Below are 15494 nucleotides of genomic sequence, written 5' to 3' on the forward strand. Positions count from 1 at the left end.
CTAAAATTGAAAAGCAATTTTTAGAAAGAGCAAGAGAAAAAGCAGAATTCAAAATGCGATCTGTAACAAAAGATGAAGCATTAACATATTATAAAGATCAAGACAATATATATAAGGTAGAACTTATAGAAGGACTTGAAGATGGAGATATCACATTTTGTGACCACAGTAACTTCACAGATCTTTGTCGTGGAGGACATATTCCAAACACTGGAATTATCAAGGCTATTAAAATAATGAATGTAGCTGGTGCGTATTGGAGAGGAGATGAAAAGAACAATCAGCTTACACGTATATATGGTATCTCTTTCCCTAAGCAAAAAATGCTAACAGAATATTTAGATCTTTTAGAAGAAGCTAAAAAAAGAGATCATAGAAAATTAGGAAGAGAACTTGAGTTATTTACATTTTCCCAAACTGTAGGTCAAGGCCTTCCTTTATGGTTACCAAAAGGAGCTGCTTTAAGAGGTAGATTAGAAGACTTTTTGAAAGCTGCTCAAAAGAAAGCAGGATATGAAATGGTAATGACACCTCATATTGGACAGAAAGAACTTTATGTTACTTCAGGACATTATGCTAAATATGGTGAAGACAGTTTCCAACCAATCACTACACCAAAAGATGATGAAGAGTTTTTACTAAAACCTATGAACTGTCCTCATCACTGTGAAGTTTATAATTTCAAACCATATTCATATAAAGACTTGCCAAAACGTTTTGCTGAATTTGGTACTGTATATAGATACGAACAAAGTGGAGAACTTCATGGATTAACAAGAGTAAGAGGTTTCACTCAGGATGATGCGCATATTTTTTGTACTCCTGATCAATTAGATTCTGAATTTAAAAATGTAATCGATCTAGTATTATATGTATTCACATCATTAGGTTTTGAAAATTTCACAGCACAGGTATCTGTTCGAGATCCAGAAACTCCTGAAAAATATATTGGTAATACCGATAATTGGGAAAAAGCAGAACAGGCAATTATAAATGCTGCAAAGGATAAAGGGCTTAACTATGTAATTGAACCAGGTGAAGCTGCTTTCTACGGACCAAAGTTAGACTTTATGGTGAAAGATGCTTTAGGTAGAAGTTGGCAATTAGGCACAATTCAGGTTGATTATAATTTACCTGAAAGATTTGACCTAACATATAAAGGTAGTGACAACCAACTTCACAGACCTATTATGATTCACCGTGCTCCTTTTGGATCAATGGAAAGATTTATAGCAATTCTATTAGAGCACACTGGAGGTAATTTCCCTCTATGGTTAACACCAGAACAAGTTATTGTACTGCCAATCAGCGAGAAATACGAAAAATATACCGAAAAAGTTTTACATTTGTTAGAAAATTCCGAAATTCGCGCCCTCGTAGACAATAGAAATGAAAAAACTGGTCGTAAGATTAGAGATGCTGAAGTAAGCAAAATCCCTTTCATGATTATTGTTGGAGAGAAAGAAGAGCAAGATGGCACAGTATCTGTAAGAAAGCATGGTGAAGGTGACATTGGAACTTTTACCATTGAGGAATTTGTTGTGTTAATTCAGAAAGAAATTCAAAAAACGTTAGTAACGTTTAACACAAATAATTAAATTAGATAATAATTTTAAATTAATAAGCCATAGCAATAAGAAGAAAAGGCGGTAGAAGACCCGCAAGAATTATTAAAGAAGATCAACATAGAATTAATGATAAGATTAGATATGTTGATGAAGTTCGTCTGGTAGGCGACAACGTAGAAGTAGGTGTTTATCCACTAGCGAAAGCTAAAGAAATAGCTCGTGAGTTAGAGTTAGACTTAGTTGAAATTTCACCAAAAGCTGTTCCCCCAGTCTGTAAAGTAATAGACTACAAGAAATTCTTATACGAACAGAAGAAACGTGAAAAAGCACTAAAAGCTAAAGCTACAAAAGTAGTGGTTAAAGAAATTCGTTTTGGTCCTCAAACTGATGATCATGATTATGAATTTAAAAAGAAGCACGCTATTAAGTTTTTACAAGATGGAGCTAAATTAAAAGCATACGTGTTTTTTAAAGGACGCTCGATTGTATTTAAAGAACAAGGTCAGATTTTATTATTGAAGCTAGCTCAAGAATTAGAAGACTATGGTAAAGTAGAGCAAATGCCGAAATTAGAAGGTAAAAGAATGATTATGTTCATAGCACCTAAAAAGGTAAAATAAATAGATAGTTTCTATCTAAGACAATAATATAAGCAAGATAAAACGACAGCAAAAGATGCCTAAAATGAAAACTAAATCTAGTGCCAAGAAACGTTTTAAGTTGACTGGTTCTGGAAAGATCAAAAGAAAGCACGCGTTTAAGAGTCATATCTTAACTAAGAAGTCTAAGAAACGTAAGCTTGCATTAACACACTCTACGTTAGTACACAAATCTGACGAGGGTAACATTAAGCAACAATTATTATTAAAATAATTGTTAGCTAGGTAGTAAATTAATTATTAACCATGGAGTTGGGCTCATCAAGTGCTATTTAATTAGCCGCCTACTACAAAAAACAAAGAATTATGCCAAGATCAGTAAATTCAGTAGCTTCAAGAAATAGAAGAAAGAAAATCTTGAAGCAAGCAAAAGGTTACTTTGGACGTAGAAAAAACGTTTATACAGTAGCAAAGAACGCGGTTGAAAAAGGGTTACAATACGCTTACCGTGATCGTAAAAACAAAAAGAGAAACTTCCGTTCTTTATGGATCCAACGTATTAACGCTGGAGCTCGTCAGTACGGAATGTCTTATTCACAGTTTATGGGTAAAGTAAAAGCTAATGATATCGAGTTAAACCGTAAGGTTTTAGCTGATTTAGCTATGAACAATCCAGAAGCTTTTAAGGCAATTGTAGATAAAGTAAAATAAGTTTAATAATCTTGCTTATACTAAAAACCCAAACTTTTCCGTTTGGGTTTTTTTAAATTAATTCGAAATCTTATAACTAATCAATGAAAATCGTTAACCTAATCATAGTAACTTTATTTTGTTCAAGTGTTTTTGCTCAAACACAATTAACCAAGAAACAGCAGCTAGATGCTTTGCCTAATACTGTAGAAAATCAGTTTATCAAAGCCTATGGAAAAGCTAGTAATTGGAGAGAGTACAAAATGATTACTAGACCAGATTTTCAAACTCTTCAAAAAAACATTCTTGACAGTGTAATTTCTTTGAAGAAAAATATTACTACAAAACAACTAAAGATAAACGAACAAGAAAAAAGTATTCTTGCCCTAAATGAGAAAATAGAAACTTTGAGTAATAATTTAAATTCTTCTATTGATAAAGAAAATAAAATCAACTTTATCGGTATTGGAATGACTAAAAACTCATACAATTTATTATTGTGGTCAATTATAACAGTGTTAGCTATTACTACTGTATTTTTCATCTTACGTTTTAAAAACAGTAATAGTTTAACTAAAGCCGCTAAGACTAATTTGGCAGAAATTGAAGAGGAATTTGAATTACATCGAAAAAAATCATTAGAAAAAGAACAAAAACTAAGAAGACAATTACAAGACGAAATCAACAAACAACGAGGAGTGTAACATCTTGTATCAATATATTTGTAAACCGAGTACAGCTTATGTATTCGGTTTTTTTATTTTAATTAATAGCTTGAGAGTATTCTTTTAATCTTCTGATAAAATATGTCCAACCAGCCTTGCAACTTTCATAGGTAAATTCAGGAATCTCAGACGGGAAATTACTAATACCTTCTGCTATAATTCTCAACTCTGTATTACCTTCAAATGTTTTATCTAACACAAAGCTCACACTAGAATCTTTTTCACTATATTCTGGATATCTCCATTTATAAGTTATCAACCTTCCTTTAATCACTTCCACAATTTCCCAAGAATGCAAAAAAGATCTTGAATCTGAAACAACAGTAAATTCAGTTTTAAAACCAACCTCTGGTTTAAAATCTGGGATATTATCAAAAAACCAACGTTTCATATGGCCTAATTCAGTAATTAACTTCCATATCACATCGGTAGACTTATTCATCTGTTCTTTCACAATAACTTTATCCATAATTTAAAGGTAACTCAAAAAAACAAATCGAACTTTACGCTTTATTAAAAAAGTTCGCTAATATAATGGTATAAAAGCAACAAAAAATTGGGTTTTCCTAATTGTTATACTATATTTGCACGTTTTTAAAAAGAAGTCATTTAAATTATTGAAGATGCAAAACAAAGGTCTAATTAGATTATTTGCAATCCTTTTCGGATTAGTAAGTTTATACCAATTATCATTTACTTTTTTTGCTAACAAAGTAGAGAAAGCAGCTAATGCTTATGCTACTAGTAAAGTTAGCGATCAGAATGATGGTAGAGAACTTGCAAGATTTGAAAAGAAATACCGTGATAGTGTTGCAAATAAAGAAGTAATTGCAGGATTCACCTATGACGAAATCAGAGACAAAGAAATGAATCTTGGTCTTGATTTAAAAGGTGGTATCAATGCAATTTTACAAGTATCTGTAAAGGATATTTTACAAGGTTTATCAAATGAATCTCAGAATCCTGTTTTTACACAAGCGTTAAAAAATGCGGATGAAACTCAAAAAAACAGTCAAGACAATTATCTTGATATTTTCTACGACGAGTTCGAAAAAGCAAGTAACGGTTCTGTAAAACTAAGTGATCCAACTATATTCGGAAATAAATTACTTCGTGATAAAATTGACTTCAACAAAACTAACGAAGAAGTAAAACCAATTTTACAAGAAGAAATCAACACTTCTATTAATACTGCTTTTGAAGTATTACGTAGTCGTATTGATAAATTCGGGGTTGTTCAACCAAACATTCAAAGAATTGGAACTTCTGGAAGAATTCAAGTTGAATTACCAGGAGCAAAAGATATTGACAGAGTTAGTAAATTATTAGAAAGTACTGCTAAATTACAATTCTGGGAAGTATATTCTAATGCAGAAGTTCAAAACTTTTTCTTTGCTGCAAATGCAAAGGCTGCTGAACTTTTAAAAGAAAATACTGAAACTACTCAAGCAAAAGATACTACAAAAACTTCTGATAGTATTGAAGATTTAATCGCAGAAACAAGCGATTCTACAGAAGTTGCGAATCAAAAAAGCTTATTTACTTATTTATTCCCTAACGTAGCTCAAAACCAAAATCAGGTTAGCTCGTTAATCGCTCAAGCTAAAGTAATTGATACAGCTAAAGTAAATAGCTTATTAAAGAATAAAGAAATTAGAGCATTATTACCAGACAACTTACGTTATGCTAAATTCTTATGGGATTATAAAGCTCAACCAAGTGCTGATAAAACAACTGAAGTTATCGGTTTATATGCTGTAAAAGGTAACAGAAATGATGAAGCTCCAATTGAAGGAGACGTTATTGCTGATGCTAAACAAGATTACGATCAATTAAGTAAGCCAGTAGTTTCTATGTTAATGAATGGTGTAGGAACTAAGAAATGGGCTAAAATGACAGGTGAAAACGTAGGTAAATTCGTTGCTGTTGTATTAGATGATTATGTATACACTGCACCTGTTGTAAATGGAGCTATTACTGGAGGAAGTACTCAGATCTCTGGTGGTTCTATGACAGTAGAGGAAGCTCAAGATATTTCTACAGTATTAAAGGCTGGTAAATTACCTGCTCCTGCTAGAATTATTGAAGCAGAAGTTGTTGGGCCGTCTTTAGGTAAAGAAGCAATTACTGCAAGTATGTGGTCTTTCGCTTTAGCTATCTTATTAGTATTAGCTTGGATGGTTGTATACTATGGAAAAGCTGGTCTATATGCGAACATCGCATTAGTAGTTAACATCTTATTTATATTTGGAATTTTAGCTTCATTCAATTCTGTATTAACATTACCAGGTATTGCGGGTATCATTTTAACAATTGGTATGTCTGTGGATGCGAACGTAATTATTTTCGAAAGAATTAAAGAAGCCTTAAACTCAGGAAAAGGTTTATTAACTGCTGTTGAGGAAGGATTTAGTATTAAAGGAGCTTTATCAGCAATTATTGATGCAAACATTACTACCTTATTAACAGGTATCATTTTATATGTTTTTGGAACTGGACCAATTAAAGGTTTCGCTTTAACATTAATGATTGGTATTGCTACGTCTTTATTTACTGCAATTTTCATTACTCGTTTATTAGTTGATAGCGCAGTTGCTAAAGGAACAGATTTAACATTCAATACGAATATTTCTAAGAACTGGTTCAAAAACATCAATATTGAATTCTTACGAAAGCGTAAGTTAGCTTACGTTATTTCTGGAGGAATAATATTAGCTGGTTTAGTTTCTATCTTCACAGTAGGATTAAAACAAGGTGTTGATTTCAAAGGAGGTCGTTCTTATGTTGTACGTTTTAACCAACCAATGAAAGCTAACGAAGTTGCTTCTTCTTTAAAAGATGCATTCGGAACTGCTCCTGAGGTTAAAACTTATGGTTCAACTAACCAATTAAAGATTACAACTGTTTTCAAAATTGAGGACAAGAGTAAAGAAGTAGATGAATTAGTTCAAACTACTTTATATAATGGTTTAAAACCTTACTTAGGAGAATTAAGTTACGAGAACTTTAAGCCTGGTTTTGAAAAGTTAGGTAATCCACAAGGAATTATGAGCTACATGAAAGTAGATCCAACAATTGCCGATGATATTAAGCAAGCAGCTATTTGGGCAGTATTAGGATCATTAATTGTAGTATTCTTATATATCTTATTACGATTCAGAAAAGTATCTTTCTCTATTGGTGCAGTTGCCGCTGTATTCCATGATGTATTAATCGTATTAGGTATCTTCTCTATTTTATATAAGTTTATGCCATTTGATATGGAAATCGGACAATCATTTATCGCAGCAATTCTTACCGTAGTTGGATACTCGTTGAATGATACCGTGGTTATCTTTGATAGAATTAGAGAATACGCAGCAGGAAGTAAAACATTTACTGCTAGCTTAGTTGATAAAGCATTAAGTAGTACATTAGGTAGAACAATCAATACATCATTAACAACTATGTTAGTAATGTTAGCTATTTTCTTCTTCGGAGGAGATAGTATTAAAGGGTTTATGTTTGCTCTTATTATTGGTGTTCTTGTAGGTACGTACTCTTCTTTATTCGTTGCAACTCCAATTATGTTTGATGCAACTAAAAACAAAGAAAAAGAGACTAAAAAATAACTCGATATTCTAAAAATAAATTAACCGTTTTGTACCCACTGATTTATCAGTAGATCAAGACGGTTTTTTTATTTAATCCTTATATTTACAAGTATATGAGAATTAAAAAACTTCACGATTTATATTTCAAGCAACTTCTTGGTCAAGAAGAGATAACTTCAATAGTTAAATCGCTTGCTAAGCAAGTAAAAAAGGACTTACCACAAGGTGAGGTTCCTTTATTTGTAGGAATTTTAAACGGATGTTTTATGTTCGCCGCAGACTTTATTCGTGAGTATAAAGGTGACTGTGAAATTTCATTTGTAAAACTTGCATCATACGAAGGTGAATCTTCAACGGGAGATGTTAAACGTTTAATAGGAATAAATGAAGATTTAACAGGAAGAACAGTAATAATTCTTGAGGATATTATTGATACTGGAACAACGCTACATGAGATTTATGAAATCTTTAGAAGTACAAGTATCAAAGAACTGAAAATAGTAAGTCTTTTCTTTAAACCCGATGTATATAGAAAAGAATTACACATCAATTACATAGGAAAAAGCATTGAAGATAAATTTATAGTTGGGTATGGTCTAGACTACGATGGTTTAGGAAGAAACTTACCTGCTATATATCAATTAACAACAACACAACCCAAAATGAAAAACATAGTTTTATTCGGACCTCCAGGTGCCGGAAAAGGAACGCAGGCTGAATTATTAAAAGAAAAGTATCAATTAGTACATATTTCTACAGGTGATGTTTTTAGATTTAATATCAAAAACGAAACTGAATTAGGTGTATTAGCTAAGAAATTTATCGATGCTGGTGATCTAGTTCCTGATGAAGTAACTATTAACATGCTTAAAGCTGAAGTTAATAAGAATGAGGATGCCAATGGTTTTATTTTCGATGGTTTTCCAAGAACAGAATCTCAAGCAAAAGCTCTAGATGAATTCCTAGCAGAAAAAAATGAGAGAATTAACGGAATGGTTGCTTTAGAAGTACCAGAAGATTTATTAGTTGCTAGAATCTTAGAGAGAGGTAAAACTAGTGGAAGATCTGATGATACGGATGAATCTAAAATTCGTAATCGATTTAACGAATACAATACTAAAACTGCTGTCTTAAAAGATTTTTATGAAGCTCAAGGTAACTTCTATGGAGTTGATGGAGTTGGAAGTATTGATGAAATAACTCAACGTTTGTCTGAAGTGTTTGACAAACTATAAAAAAACTTATTCCCGCTTCAGGCGGGAATACTAATTTTAAGAAAATGACGGAAGGAAATTTTGTTGACTATATAAAAATATATGCTTCATCTGGTAAAGGAGGACGTGGTTCTGCGCATTTACATAGAGAAAAATATATTGCAAAAGGTGGACCTGATGGTGGTGATGGTGGTCGCGGTGGACACGTAATTTTTCGTGGTGACAAAAATATGTGGACGTTATTTCACTTAAAATTCAAACGCCACTTTAGAGCTGATCATGGTGGTGATGGAGGATCTAGCCGTAGTACTGGAAAAGATGGAGCAGATGTTATTATTCCAGTTCCATTAGGTACCATTATTAGAGATGCGGATACTGATGAAATCCTTTTTGAAATTACAGAAGAAGGGAAAGAAGTAATCGTATTAGAAGGTGGTAAAGGTGGTAGAGGAAACTGGCACTTTAAATCTCCAACCAATCAAACTCCAAGATACGCACAACCTGGAATTGAAGGTAAAGAAGCTTGGTACAGAGTTGAATTAAAAGTTTTAGCAGATGTTGGTTTAGTTGGATTTCCTAATGCAGGAAAATCTACTTTATTATCTGTGTTAACAGCGGCTAAACCTAAAATTGCAGATTACGCTTTTACAACACTTAAGCCTAATTTAGGTATTGTGGAATATAGAAACCATCAAAGTTTTGTGATGGCAGATATTCCTGGAATAATTGAAGGTGCTGCCGAAGGTAAAGGTTTAGGTCACTATTTTCTTCGTCATATTGAGCGTAACTCTCTCCTACTCTTTTTAATTCCTGCAGATAGCGATGATATCAAAAAAGAGTATGACATTTTAGTGAATGAATTACGCCAACATAATCCTGAGTTATTAGATAAACAACGCTTGCTTGCTATTTCTAAATCTGATATGTTAGATGATGAATTAAAGCAGGAAATTGCAAATGATTTACCTGAAGGCGTGGAAGCTCTTTTCATTTCATCTGTTGCACAAATGGGATTAACGGAGCTAAAAGATAAACTTTGGAAATATCTTAACGAGTAATCACTCGTTTTGCTATCACAAAACTATTTTTCCAATAATTCTCTTCCATTGAAGAATAAATAACTCCTTTGGAAGTCGTAGAATGTATAAAAAGGATTTCTGGTTTCACAGCAGTAACAAGGCCTACGTGATTTATTTTTCCTTTAAGCCTATCAATATTAAAGAACAGTAAATCACCTTTTTCTACTTTGCTTAGCGTAATTTTATCACCAATAGCACTCATTCCTTGTGAAGATCTAGGAAGTGAAATATCAATACTCTTAAAACAAACAGTAACAAGTCCAGAACAATCCATTCCTTTTTTAGTTGTTCCACCTGCTTTGTAGGTTACACCGTTGAAACTATCTGCTAACTTCAATACTTTTTCTATTGATTCTTGTTTGGAACTTTCATCCTTTGAATTAAAACACCTATAAATAACAACTAAACAGACTACAATTAAAAGAAGTACTCTTCTATTCATCTCTTAGAACTCGTTTAGCTGTTAAAAAAGCCTTTCTCCAGTACGATTGATTCAACGAACTTACAATTACTCCTTTCGAACTTGTAGAGTGTATAAAACGGATATCATTATTTGTAACTGAAGTTACAAGACCAACATGATTGACTCTATTTTTCCTCTTAGCAGTAATAAAAAAGAGTAAATCTCCACGTTTTACTTCCCTTAGTGGTATTTTATAACCTTCTCCATACATGGCTAAGGAAGTTCTTGGCAAATCTATATTTCTTACTTTGAATGAAGTATGAATTAATCCCGAACAATCCATACCTTTTCTTGTAGTTCCACCATACTTATATGGCACACCTTTATAAGTAACAGCTGTCCAAACAACTTTATCCGCTAAGGAAACATCCTTTGTAGTAGATGGTCTTTTTTTCTTCTTATAGGTAGTTCTCCTTTTTTTACTCGTAGATACATTTCTCGATGATCCACATGAGACCATGAAACTTGACAATACAATTAAAACGAGTATTTTTTTTATCATAAACTATCCTTTCAATTCTTCTATAATTAACGAAGCCGTTTTTGCTGAAGCTCCTTTACCTCCTAATTTTTGTTCTAAATCAAAATAATCAGAAAATAATTGTTCTCTTTTCTCTCCTTTTACAATTGATTGCAATTCTTGTTCCAATCTCTTTTCAGTAAAATCATTTTGAATCAATTCAGTAACAACCTCCTTATCCATAATGAGATTTACTAAAGAAATATATTCCAGCGTAATAATGCGTTTTGCAATCTGATAAGACAACCAACTTCCTTTATAACAAACAACCTGTGGAACTTTGAATAAGGCTGTTTCTAACGTTGCTGTTCCTGACGTTACCAGGGCAGTATTGGCAATACTTAATAAATCATAAGTTTTATTATTAATGAATTTCACATTTTTATTTTTTATGAATTCATCGTAAAAACTCTCAGTTTGACTTGGTGCACCAGCAATTACAAATTGGTAATCAGGAAATTTATCTACCATTAGCAACATCGTGGATAACATTTTTGTGATCTCTTGTTTTCTACTTCCTGGTAATAATGCAATGATTTCTTTTTCTCCTAAATCATGCTCTTTTCTAAAACTCTTCTCATCTATTTGAGTGCGATCTGCAATTCCATCTATTAAAGGATGGCCAACAAACTCAACTTGATAATTATACTTGTTGTAAAACTCTTTCTCAAATGGGAGAATTACAAACATTTTATCTACATCTCTCTTTATCGCCTCTACTCTACCGGCTCTGCTTGCCCAAACTTGTGGTGATATATAATAATTAGTTCTAAAGCCTTTTTCTTTCGCCCATTTCGCGATTCTTAAATTGAAACCTGAATTGTCAATAAAAATTATGACATCAGGATTAAAAGAAGCAATATCATTCTTACAGAATTTTATAAATCCAAAGATTTTACGAAGATTCATAATTACCTCAACAAATCCCATAAAAGCTCTTTCCTTATAATGACTTACCAAAGTTCCACCCGCTTCTTTCATGAGATCTCCACCCCAAAAACGAATATCAGCATCAGAGTCTTGCTTGATAATTTCCTTCATCAAGTTAGATCCGTGTAAATCTCCAGAAGCCTCTCCTGCCACGATATAGTACTTCATACTACTAGAAAAATTTAAGAATAAAAGTTAAAATTGCTGTGAATAAAGTTGCAATTAAAACTCCTTTTGCTCTATGATCTTGTTTCTTTTTTAAGAAAATAAAAAAAACAAATAAATTCGGTAATGCTGCTAATGCTATTACTGGACCTAAAACATCATTTTGCTGAATCATTTCTATGGTCTCATAGAAACCAAATCTAGACACATATTGTAGATATATAAACAATCCACAAAACGTCGCAAAAAGCGATACTAAAATTCCAATAGCAACTTCTTTTCTTATAGATCCCATGAATGTAAATTTTTGATTGCATGATGTGCAGTCATATCAAACTGTACTGGAACTACAGAAATATATCCATTTTCTAAAGCCCAAATATCCGTGTCTTGTCCTTTGTCATTATTAATAAACTCGCCAGACAACCAGTAATATTCTTTACCCATAGGGCTTTTTCTTTTATCAAAATCTTCCTTCCAATATCCATTGGCTTGTCTACAAACTTTAATTCCTTGAATCTCGTCTTTTTTCAACTTCGGAATATTAACGTTTAAAACTACACCATCTGGTAATCCATTTAGTAGAACATTAAGTGCAATCTTCTTAATAAATTCTTTAGACGATCTAAAATCAGCATGGAAACTAAAATCTAACAAAGAAAAACCAATCGCTGGAATTCCTTCAATTCCTGCTTCAACAGCCGCACTCATTGTTCCTGAATAAATCACATTAATCGATGAATTTGATCCATGATTAATTCCAGAAACACATAAATCAGGTTTTCTATTTAAAATTTCATTTTTTGCCATTTTAACACAATCTGCTGGTGTACCAGAACAACTGTATTCAATTTGCGGACCTTCATCTATCGAAATCGGATTACAATGCAAAACATTATTCACTGTTATGGCATGTCCCATTCCACTTTGTGGACTATCAGGAGCAACAACAATTACCTCTCCAATTTCATTCATTATTTCTATAAGCATTCTTAGTCCCGGAGCCGTAATTCCGTCATCATTAGTTACTAAGATCAAAGGTTTATCTTGCATATGTTTTTGTTTTCTTTTAAACAAATATACATTAAAATTCTAGGTAGATTTTTAACATTTTGTAAAGATAATCCCGCCGAATTAATCAGTAAACTTGTAGTAAACTAATCAGTTACAATTATGGTAAGAGTTATTACAGTATTGGTCATGTTAGTTCTTTCTTATTTTTTCGGCAAGTTAGACGCACAAAATAGCAACACTACTCCTTGTTCTTCTCCAGAATACCAACAATTCAATTTTTGGGTTGGAAATTGGAACGTCTACGACACAAAAGATCAATTGATCGGTAAGAATAAAATTGTTCATATGCCAAATGCTTGCACTATCCAAGAAAACTGGACTTCTCAAAACGGAAAATCTTTAGGTACGAGTTATAGTTATTATAACACTTCAGATAAAAAATGGCATCAATTATGGATAGACAATAAAGGATTTGTTTTGGAAACTGAAGGAAACTTTCAAGAAAATAAAATGATTCTAACAAGTAAACTCATAGAATCACCAAAAGGCAAATATTACAACAGAATTACATGGGTTAATAACTCAGACGGAACAGTAACACAAATTTGGGATTATTTGAATACAGATGGTAAAATAATCCAACAAGCTTTTAAAGGCATTTACAAAAAAAACAACAGCTAGTAAAATTGGCATTATTTTAGTAGCTTAGCAATTAACAACACATAGATTCATTTTAAAGAAAGCAGATTTATGAAGATGAAATTAATAATCCCATTATTATCACTTTTCCTAGTTAGTACTTCACTACAAGCAAACACTAATAATGAAATCCCTAAAGATCCTGAAAAAGATAAAGTAATTTTATATGTACTTAAAAATATACTTACAAGAGGACACTTTGTACAGAAAGATTTAAACGATGATTTCTCTGAACATGTTTATAACGAATTTATAAATAGTTTAGATCCTAGTAAACGATACTTTACTCAAGAAGACTTAAAAGAGTTTTCTCAATATAAATTTGAAATTGATGATCAACTAAGAAATTCAAATTTAGATTTCTATAAACTTGTTTATGGTCGATTTCTAGAAAAAGTAAAAGCTGCGAAACTTACCTATGCAGCTTTATTACAACAGCCTTTCAACTACAATAAAAAAGAAAATATTGATATTGATTATGAAAAGGTTCCTTTCGCTAAAAATGAAAATGAATTAGTTGATCACTGGAGAAAGCAATTAAAACTTCAAGTAGTTAGCTTAATTCAAGAAGCGGAGCAACAACAAGTTGAAAAGCTTAAAAAAGATCCTAAATCAGGTAAAAAATCTTTCGCTGACATGGAAGCTGATTCTCGTCAGAAGGTTTTAAAAAACATGAAAGATTTATACATTAGAATTGATGAATTACAAAATGCTGACTGGTATTCTACTTTTTTAAATAGTGTAGTTAGCGGATTCGATCCTCATACAAGTTACATGTCACCAAGAATTAAATCACGATTTGATCAAGATATGTCTGGAAAGTTAGAAGGAATCGGAGCTCGTCTTCAAAAGGATGGAATCTACACTAAAATTGTAGAATTAATTTCTGGTGGACCGGCCTGGAAACAAGGTGATTTAGAACCTGGAGATATAATTTTAAAAGTAGCTCAGGCTGATGGTGAACCTCTGGATATTGTGGGAATGCGTTTAGATGATGCAATTACTTTTATCAAAGGTAAAAAAGGAACAGAAGTTCGTTTAACAGTAAAGAAGAAAATGGACGGATCAACGAAAGTAATTCCTATCATTAGAGATATTGTTGAGTTGCAAGAAACTTTTGTAAAATCGAGTGTAGTTGAAAAAAATGGTAGAAAATACGGAGTTATAAACTTACCTAAATTCTATATTGATTTTGATGATGCTAAGCAACGTAATGCTGCTGGAGACATGAAGTTGGAGATTGAGCGTTTAAAGAAAGAAGGTGTTGAAGGACTAATAGTTGATTTAAGAGATAATGGTGGTGGTTCTTTAAAGACTGTTATAGAAATTGGTGGTTTATTTATTAATGAAGGACCAATTGTTCAGGTGAAATATAGAGGTGAGCCTGCAATTATTAAAAATGATACAGACTCTAAAATTCATTGGAATGGTCCATTAGTTGTAATGGTAAATGAAATGTCGGCATCTGCTTCTGAAATTTTCGCAGCAGCAATGCAAGATTATGGACGCGGAGTTGTTATGGGTGGAAAACAAACTTATGGAAAAGGAACTGTTCAAAATGTGTTGCCTTTAAACTATTATGTTAGTAAATATCCAGATGACTTAGGAGCATTAAAAATGACGATTCAAAAATTTTATAGAATCAATGGTGGATCTACTCAAATCGAAGGAGTGTATTCAGATATCGCAATGCCAGATCGATATAGTTATATGGAATTTGGTGAGCGTGATTTAGATGGAGCTTTACCTTGGGATAGTGTTAAAAAAGCTTCTTACAGAAAAACAGATTCATATACTAACTTTAATGAAGTTGTTAGTAATAGCAAACAAAGAATTAATAGCGATCCTAAATTTTTATCGATTAACGAATATGCTAAGTGGTTAAAGAAAAATCAGGATGACAATACGTATTCTTTAAACTATAAAACGTACAAAAAAGACGTTGAGGATAGATTAGAAGAAAGCAAGAAATTTAAAGACATTTTTAAGTACGAATCTAACTTGACGTTTAATTCTCCGCAATATGAATTACCTTATTTTAAAACAGATACTGTGTTAAAAGATAAGCGTAAGACTTGGCACAAAAGTTTACAAAAAGACATTTATTTAAATGAAGCTTTAAATGTTCTTAGCGAACTAAAAATGACTAAAAACTTAGAACTAGTTAAGAAATAATAAGCTGGTAAGAAGATAAAAAAAAAGGGATGTTTAAAACATCCCTTTTTTATTTCTATG

The 15494-nt window shown here is 32.1% G+C and carries 16 protein-coding genes (1 of these 16 cut by a window edge); 10 read left to right on the forward strand and 6 right to left on the reverse strand.

What is annotated here, in order from left to right:
* From thrS to ABNT61_RS07505, 5 genes are all read left to right on the forward strand, one after another.
* On the forward strand, positions 1 to 1598 hold the 3' portion of the coding sequence (thrS, locus tag ABNT61_RS07485) for a threonine--tRNA ligase (RefSeq protein WP_348745446.1). Its footprint begins 355 nt before the window's first position; only the last 1598 of its 1953 coding nucleotides appear in the window; the start codon falls outside the window, past its left edge; it ends in the stop codon at positions 1596 to 1598.
* A 92-nt stretch (positions 1599 to 1690) separates the two neighbouring features.
* Positions 1691 to 2188: a translation initiation factor IF-3 gene (gene infC / locus ABNT61_RS07490; protein WP_412766941.1), complete on the forward strand. Its 498-nt coding sequence runs from the start codon at positions 1691 to 1693 to the stop codon at positions 2186 to 2188.
* 55 nt (positions 2189 to 2243) lie between these two features.
* Positions 2244 to 2441: a 50S ribosomal protein L35 gene (gene rpmI, locus ABNT61_RS07495; protein WP_348712397.1), complete on the forward strand. Its 198-nt coding sequence runs from the start codon at positions 2244 to 2246 to the stop codon at positions 2439 to 2441.
* Positions 2442 to 2533: 92 nt separating this feature from the next.
* Entirely contained in the window at positions 2534 to 2878 is a 345-nt protein-coding gene (gene rplT, locus ABNT61_RS07500) for a 50S ribosomal protein L20 (protein WP_075341032.1), read from the forward strand.
* Between the two features lie 83 nt (positions 2879 to 2961).
* Complete coding sequence (locus tag ABNT61_RS07505; RefSeq protein WP_348745447.1) at positions 2962 to 3561, forward strand: hypothetical protein; 600 nt, start codon at positions 2962 to 2964, stop codon at positions 3559 to 3561.
* Between the two features lie 58 nt (positions 3562 to 3619).
* Here the strand turns inward: ABNT61_RS07505 and ABNT61_RS07510 are convergent, their stop codons facing one another.
* Positions 3620 to 4051: an SRPBCC domain-containing protein gene (locus tag ABNT61_RS07510; protein WP_348745448.1), complete on the reverse strand. Its 432-nt coding sequence runs from the start codon at positions 4049 to 4051 to the stop codon at positions 3620 to 3622.
* Between the two features lie 154 nt (positions 4052 to 4205).
* Here ABNT61_RS07510 and secDF point away from each other — a divergent pair, with 154 nt between their 5' ends.
* The 3 genes from secDF (at position 4206) to obgE (ending at position 9447) form a co-directional block, all read left to right on the forward strand.
* The gene (gene secDF, locus ABNT61_RS07515) at positions 4206 to 7193 is read left to right on the forward strand and encodes a protein translocase subunit SecDF (protein WP_348745449.1); all 2988 of its coding nucleotides are present in this window, start codon (positions 4206 to 4208) and stop codon (positions 7191 to 7193) included.
* A 95-nt stretch (positions 7194 to 7288) separates the two neighbouring features.
* On the forward strand, positions 7289 to 8410 hold the full coding sequence (locus ABNT61_RS07520) for an adenylate kinase (RefSeq protein WP_348745450.1): 1122 nt from the start codon (positions 7289 to 7291) through the stop codon (positions 8408 to 8410).
* Between the two features lie 44 nt (positions 8411 to 8454).
* On the forward strand, positions 8455 to 9447 hold the full coding sequence (obgE, locus tag ABNT61_RS07525; protein WP_348712402.1) for a GTPase ObgE: 993 nt from the start codon (positions 8455 to 8457) through the stop codon (positions 9445 to 9447).
* On the opposite strand, the gene ABNT61_RS07530 is transcribed toward obgE, so the two are convergent.
* Genes ABNT61_RS07530 through surE form a run of 5 tightly spaced genes read right to left on the reverse strand, consistent with a single transcriptional unit; the run spans position 9437 to position 12599 of the window.
* Positions 9437 to 9910 carry a C40 family peptidase gene (locus ABNT61_RS07530; protein ID WP_348745451.1) on the reverse strand — a complete coding sequence of 158 codons (474 nt, stop codon included), beginning with the start codon at positions 9908 to 9910 and terminating at the stop codon, positions 9437 to 9439. The two genes, obgE and ABNT61_RS07530, sit on opposite strands and share 11 nt — an antisense overlap.
* The gene (locus tag ABNT61_RS07535) at positions 9903 to 10433 is read right to left on the reverse strand and encodes a C40 family peptidase (RefSeq protein ID WP_348745452.1); all 531 of its coding nucleotides are present in this window, start codon (positions 10431 to 10433) and stop codon (positions 9903 to 9905) included. The genes ABNT61_RS07530 and ABNT61_RS07535 overlap by 8 nt, the downstream gene beginning before the upstream one ends.
* 3 nt (positions 10434 to 10436) lie before the next feature.
* Positions 10437 to 11549, reverse strand: a complete 1113-nt coding sequence (gene lpxB / locus ABNT61_RS07540) for a lipid-A-disaccharide synthase (RefSeq protein WP_348745453.1) — start codon at positions 11547 to 11549, stop codon at positions 10437 to 10439.
* Positions 11550 to 11553: 4 nt separating this feature from the next.
* Positions 11554 to 11841: a hypothetical protein gene (locus tag ABNT61_RS07545; protein ID WP_348745454.1), complete on the reverse strand. Its 288-nt coding sequence runs from the start codon at positions 11839 to 11841 to the stop codon at positions 11554 to 11556.
* Positions 11829 to 12599: a 5'/3'-nucleotidase SurE gene (gene surE, locus ABNT61_RS07550; protein ID WP_348712407.1), complete on the reverse strand. Its 771-nt coding sequence runs from the start codon at positions 12597 to 12599 to the stop codon at positions 11829 to 11831. Before surE ends, ABNT61_RS07545 begins: the two co-directional genes overlap by 13 nt.
* Positions 12600 to 12719: 120 nt before the next feature.
* Between surE and ABNT61_RS07555 the strand changes: the two genes are divergently transcribed.
* Both ABNT61_RS07555 and ABNT61_RS07560 read left to right on the forward strand, forming a co-directional pair.
* A complete protein-coding gene (locus ABNT61_RS07555) occupies positions 12720 to 13241 on the forward strand; it encodes a hypothetical protein (RefSeq protein WP_348745455.1) in 522 nt (173 codons plus the stop codon).
* A gap of 75 nt (positions 13242 to 13316) precedes the next feature.
* Positions 13317 to 15434, forward strand: a complete 2118-nt coding sequence (locus ABNT61_RS07560; RefSeq protein WP_348745456.1) for a carboxy terminal-processing peptidase — start codon at positions 13317 to 13319, stop codon at positions 15432 to 15434.
* The last annotated feature ends 60 nt before the right edge of the window (positions 15435 to 15494 follow it).

This window comes from Tenacibaculum sp. 190524A05c (assembly GCF_964036595.1).
Taxonomy (GTDB): Bacteria; Bacteroidota; Bacteroidia; order Flavobacteriales; family Flavobacteriaceae; genus Polaribacter; species Polaribacter platacis.

Excerpts from the sequence above, each read along its gene's own strand:
- rpmI (WP_348712397.1), top strand. The coding sequence starts at position 2,244 with ATGCCTAAAATGAAAACTAAATCTAGTGCCAAGAAACGTTTTAAGTTG.
- rplT (WP_075341032.1), top strand. The coding sequence starts at position 2,534 with ATGCCAAGATCAGTAAATTCAGTAGCTTCAAGAAATAGAAGAAAGAAA.
- ABNT61_RS07505 (WP_348745447.1), top strand. The coding sequence starts at position 2,962 with ATGAAAATCGTTAACCTAATCATAGTAACTTTATTTTGTTCAAGTGTT.
- ABNT61_RS07510 (WP_348745448.1), bottom strand. The coding sequence starts at position 4,051 with ATGGATAAAGTTATTGTGAAAGAACAGATGAATAAGTCTACCGATGTG.
- secDF (WP_348745449.1), top strand. The coding sequence starts at position 4,206 with ATGCAAAACAAAGGTCTAATTAGATTATTTGCAATCCTTTTCGGATTA.
- ABNT61_RS07520 (WP_348745450.1), top strand. The coding sequence starts at position 7,289 with ATGAGAATTAAAAAACTTCACGATTTATATTTCAAGCAACTTCTTGGT.
- obgE (WP_348712402.1), top strand. The coding sequence starts at position 8,455 with ATGACGGAAGGAAATTTTGTTGACTATATAAAAATATATGCTTCATCT.
- ABNT61_RS07530 (WP_348745451.1), bottom strand. The coding sequence starts at position 9,910 with ATGAATAGAAGAGTACTTCTTTTAATTGTAGTCTGTTTAGTTGTTATT.
- ABNT61_RS07535 (WP_348745452.1), bottom strand. The coding sequence starts at position 10,433 with ATGATAAAAAAAATACTCGTTTTAATTGTATTGTCAAGTTTCATGGTC.
- lpxB (WP_348745453.1), bottom strand. The coding sequence starts at position 11,549 with ATGAAGTACTATATCGTGGCAGGAGAGGCTTCTGGAGATTTACACGGA.
- ABNT61_RS07545 (WP_348745454.1), bottom strand. The coding sequence starts at position 11,841 with ATGGGATCTATAAGAAAAGAAGTTGCTATTGGAATTTTAGTATCGCTT.
- surE (WP_348712407.1), bottom strand. The coding sequence starts at position 12,599 with ATGCAAGATAAACCTTTGATCTTAGTAACTAATGATGACGGAATTACG.
- ABNT61_RS07555 (WP_348745455.1), top strand. The coding sequence starts at position 12,720 with ATGGTAAGAGTTATTACAGTATTGGTCATGTTAGTTCTTTCTTATTTT.
- ABNT61_RS07560 (WP_348745456.1), top strand. The coding sequence starts at position 13,317 with ATGAAATTAATAATCCCATTATTATCACTTTTCCTAGTTAGTACTTCA.